The 3,752-nt window shown below is 58.6% G+C and carries 4 protein-coding genes; 2 read left to right on the top strand and 2 right to left on the bottom strand.

Annotated elements, in window-relative coordinates:
* Nucleotides 1-131: 131 nt before the first annotated feature.
* The gene (locus Q0072_RS16815; RefSeq protein ID WP_298332579.1) at nucleotides 132-1,277 is read right to left on the bottom strand and encodes a hypothetical protein; all 1,146 of its coding nucleotides are present in this window, start codon (nucleotides 1,275-1,277) and stop codon (nucleotides 132-134) included.
* Nucleotides 1,278-1,515: 238 nt separating this feature from the next.
* Here Q0072_RS16815 and Q0072_RS16810 point away from each other — a divergent pair, with 238 nt between their 5' ends.
* Entirely contained in the window at nucleotides 1,516-2,226 is a 711-nt protein-coding gene (locus Q0072_RS16810; RefSeq protein WP_298332576.1) for an SURF1 family protein, read from the top strand.
* A 75-nt stretch (nucleotides 2,227-2,301) separates the two neighbouring features.
* Here Q0072_RS16810 and Q0072_RS16805 read toward each other — a convergent pair whose 3' ends face one another.
* Entirely contained in the window at nucleotides 2,302-2,733 is a 432-nt protein-coding gene (locus tag Q0072_RS16805) for a hypothetical protein (RefSeq protein WP_126424371.1), read from the bottom strand.
* Between the two features lie 321 nt (nucleotides 2,734-3,054).
* On the opposite strand from Q0072_RS16805, the gene cyoA reads away from it, so the two are divergent.
* A partial coding sequence (gene cyoA / locus Q0072_RS16800; RefSeq protein ID WP_298332568.1) for a ubiquinol oxidase subunit II occupies nucleotides 3,055-3,752 on the top strand: 698 nt, incomplete at its 3' end.

The raw sequence follows: 3,752 nt of genomic DNA, 5'->3' as shown, positions 1-3,752 counted from the left end.
GTCATTGAAAATGACTCTTGGTATTCCATTCGAGAATGTCTCATGTCACTGACACATATGAGACATTCTCGTTTCTTCAACGGCCGGATGCGGTCAGCATCTTCGGCCGTTGGTATGAGACGTCGCCCGTCTTACCAGTTCTGGGCCGTATTTTCGTCGTCGATGTAAAGCGCAGATAAGCTGTCGGCATAGTCCATCAGCAGTTCAGCGTACTCTTCCGCCGACAATCGCTGGAGCCGGTGTACCCGTGCCATGCGATAGTTCCAGAAAGAGCTGATATGGCTGAGGATGCCGATACTCTCACCCAGTTCGAAAAAGAGCGACGGCCCCTCCAGCAAAAAGCGGCGGAACGGTGCCGGATCGCGCCCTTTGGTCAAGGCGAGATAGGCCTGATCATAGACGGCCAGGGTGCGCCCAACCGCGACAATGGCGTGGGAAATGCGCCGGGCCAGACGCGGGCGGATGTCGCCCAGAAACTCCAGCACCGACTTGTCGCGCGTCAACATGGGCTGATAGGTGGCCAGCCCCTTCAGCACCTTGTTCAGTTCCCCCTGAAGCTCGGTATAGCGCCATTTGAAATAGAGGAAGCCGCGCCAGGAAAAGATGCCGTCCGAAAATTCGGCGGTTGAGAGGCGAAGCGTCATGCGCAGTGGGTCAAGCTCATGGTCCAGTTCGTTGGCCAGAATCTTACCGGCCAGTTTCAGCGTCGCCTGCTGCATGGTGGTGCCGAAAGCTTCGCGTACAAGGCTCTCGATCTCACCATTGGCAAAGCCGATCATGCGGGCAATATCGGCCTGGGTGATATAGAGGTAACAGGCCGCCGGGCGATAACCGCGGCGTCCCAGATGTTCACGCACCAGAAACGGATCAAGCGAGGGCAGTTCATCCAGCGCCCGCAACACCTCGACATCCGGCAGGGCCGCGACAGCCTTTGTGTTATAGATATTGCGCAGAAAGGCCTCATAGCCGATCTGCCCGATCAGGATCGACTGCCCCCCCAGTTTCAGATCATCCGGATCAAAAGGCAGGATGATCTTGGTCGTCGTGCGCCGCGGCTTGGTGAACAGGTCCTGCTCATTGGCGCGCAGGGTATGTTTGAGGATCAGGGCGCGGTTCATCTGCTGGTTGGCGAAGAACGGTTTTTGCCGGTATTCCGCCTGTTCGCCATGCGTGCGATAGACGTGACCCAGATTGAGCACGCGCGAGGTCGAAGCCGTTTCGCTGAGATTGGCAAGACTACGGACATCTTTCTGCCCGCCTGACATTTCGAATACCATAAGCGGACCCCCGCCCGACTCTGCATCTCGCCGACCACCCGTTGCGGTCATGCGTCTCTTTAAAATACGCCACTTATATAACCGTGACATATGAGATCACGGGGTTAACGCGGGGTAAATAAACACCGGTCAGTTGTCTCTGTGAACCCTCCCCTATGACACATTTTCGTGCATAATGCGAAATGATGGCCTATAGGGCCTGAGTTTAATGAGCGATGTCCTCACAAAAGGAAGTGCCATGCGTCGTCTTCTGGCCCTTGTCGTCATCTTTGTAGCTGTGCTGGGTCTGACCGCTTTGGGGGTGTGGCAGGTGCAGCGCCTGATGTGGAAGACGGCGCTGATCGAAACCGTCAATGCCCGCGTTAACGCCGTACCGCAACCTTTGCGGGCGGGGCCGGGTGGCTGGCCCGCCTTTACGGCGGAGCGCGATGAATACCGCCGCGTGACGCTCAGCGGACATTTCCGCCACGATAAGGAGACGCAGGTCTATGCCCTGACCGATCTGGGGGCCGGCTACTGGGTGATGACGCCGCTGGAAACAGAGGGCGGCACGGTGATGGTCAATCGCGGCTATGTGCCGACCGACAAACGTGACCCGGCCACGCGGGCCGCCGGGCAGGTGTCAGGGGAGGTGCAGGTCACGGGGCTTGTCCGCCTGAGCCAGAACAAGGGCTGGCTGTTCTCGCAGCCCAACGACCCGGCAAAAGACCAATGGTACCTGCGCGATGTGGCGCAGATTGCCAAAGCGCGTCAGGTGGCGGTGCCCGGCTGGTTCATCGACGCCGAGGCGGCACCGGTGCCGGGCGGCTTACCGCAAGGCGGGCTGACCGTGGTGCGCTTCACCAACAACCATCTGGTCTATGCGCTCACATGGTTCACGCTGGCGGGCGGACTGGCCGGGATCAGCTTGTGGCTGAGCCGTCGCGGTCGGCGTGGCGAAGGTCAATAGCCAACAAAAACAAAAGCGCCCGTCCGAGTGACGAGCGCTTTGTCTTTTTCTTGTTTCAACCCTGCGGATCAGCGATCAGGCGTGGACGTTGTTGAGCCAGCGCGCCAGACGTTCCTCATTGCGGTCCATAATAGCCAGATGCAGGCGGCGGAACGGCGCATTGACCAGTTCCAGCGACACATCGAACATGCCCAGACCGCGACGCGGGGCCACGGCGGCGACAATGTGGTCGCGCGGAATGGCGATGTCGAGCAGGATGCCCTGATATTCCAGACGGTCTTCATAGACGCGCAGTTCGCAACGCCACAGGACCGGCGTCAGGAACAGAGCGATGGACACCGGGATCATCCCCAGCACCACGCCTGAAAACTGCTGCAGGACGGTGCCGCCCGCCAGATAGGCCTGCGACATCAGCAGAACACCTGCGACAATTTGAAGCAGGGCCGCGCTGAGCAGGGCAATCTTGACGACCGGTCCGAAACGGTAGGTGTGCAGAGCATTCGTCATATCAGTTCCTCCAGACTTGACGCCAAAACTCACAACAGCGTCAATTTGTCTCAGTGTTACGCGCCGCAACGGTTTGCGCAAGCGGAATCTGCGGCAATCTGACACATGTGTCATTTATTTATCCCCAGACGCGGCCCTTCTCACGCGTTTTTTACATAAGTGCTGAATTTCACATAACAAAATTACCCGCATGGTTAACGATCTGCGGCCTATCCGCCTGAGACAATTTGTCCCTTGCGCTTCTTCCCAATTTCATTAGGACGCGAACGCTTTGACATTTGAAAACCTCCCGCGTGCGGGACTTACTTCGGTGAACGCGTCGTGCATCTGAATTTTTTTGAAGGCAGGAACCTGATCCGCAAGGGCCTCATTGCGGGCCTGATGGTGACCGCCGCCGTGTCCTTAAGCGGCTGTGACTGGGCGCTGATGGACCCCAAGGGTCCGGTCGGTCTGGCGCAAAAGGACCTGATCATCCTCGCCACCCTGCTCATGCTGATCCCGGTCGTGCCCGTGATCGTCATGACCCTGTGGTTCGCCTGGCGTTACCGCGCGTCCAACACCAAGGCGACCTATGATCCGAACTTCGAGCACTCCAACCGCATCGAAGCCGTTGTCTGGGCCATCCCGACGCTGATCATCATCGCGCTGGGCACAGTGACGTGGATTTCGACGCACGAGCTTGACCCGCACAAGAAGGTCGAGGCCGCCGCCGACAAGGCGGGCGTGACCCCCATTGAGGTGCAGGTTGTGGCGCTCGACTGGAAATGGCTGTTTATCTATCCGCAGTACGGCATCGCCACGGTCAACGAAATGGCCATGCCGGTCGGCGTGCCGGTGCATTTTGAGATCACCTCGGCCAGCGTGATGAACTCCTTCTTCATCCCGCAACTCGGCACGCAGATCTACGCCATGAACGGCATGCAGACCCACCTGTCGTTGCGCGCTGACCACGCGGGGGTCTATGACGGCATTTCGGCCAACTATTCGGGCTTTGGCTTTGCCGAGATGAAGTTCAAGGC

The sequence above is a fragment of the Asticcacaulis sp. genome (genome assembly GCF_027484505.1).
Classification (GTDB): domain Bacteria; phylum Pseudomonadota; class Alphaproteobacteria; order Caulobacterales; family Caulobacteraceae; genus Asticcacaulis.
Note: the sequence above shows the minus strand (reverse complement) of the source record. Positions and strands in the feature narration are given on the sequence as shown.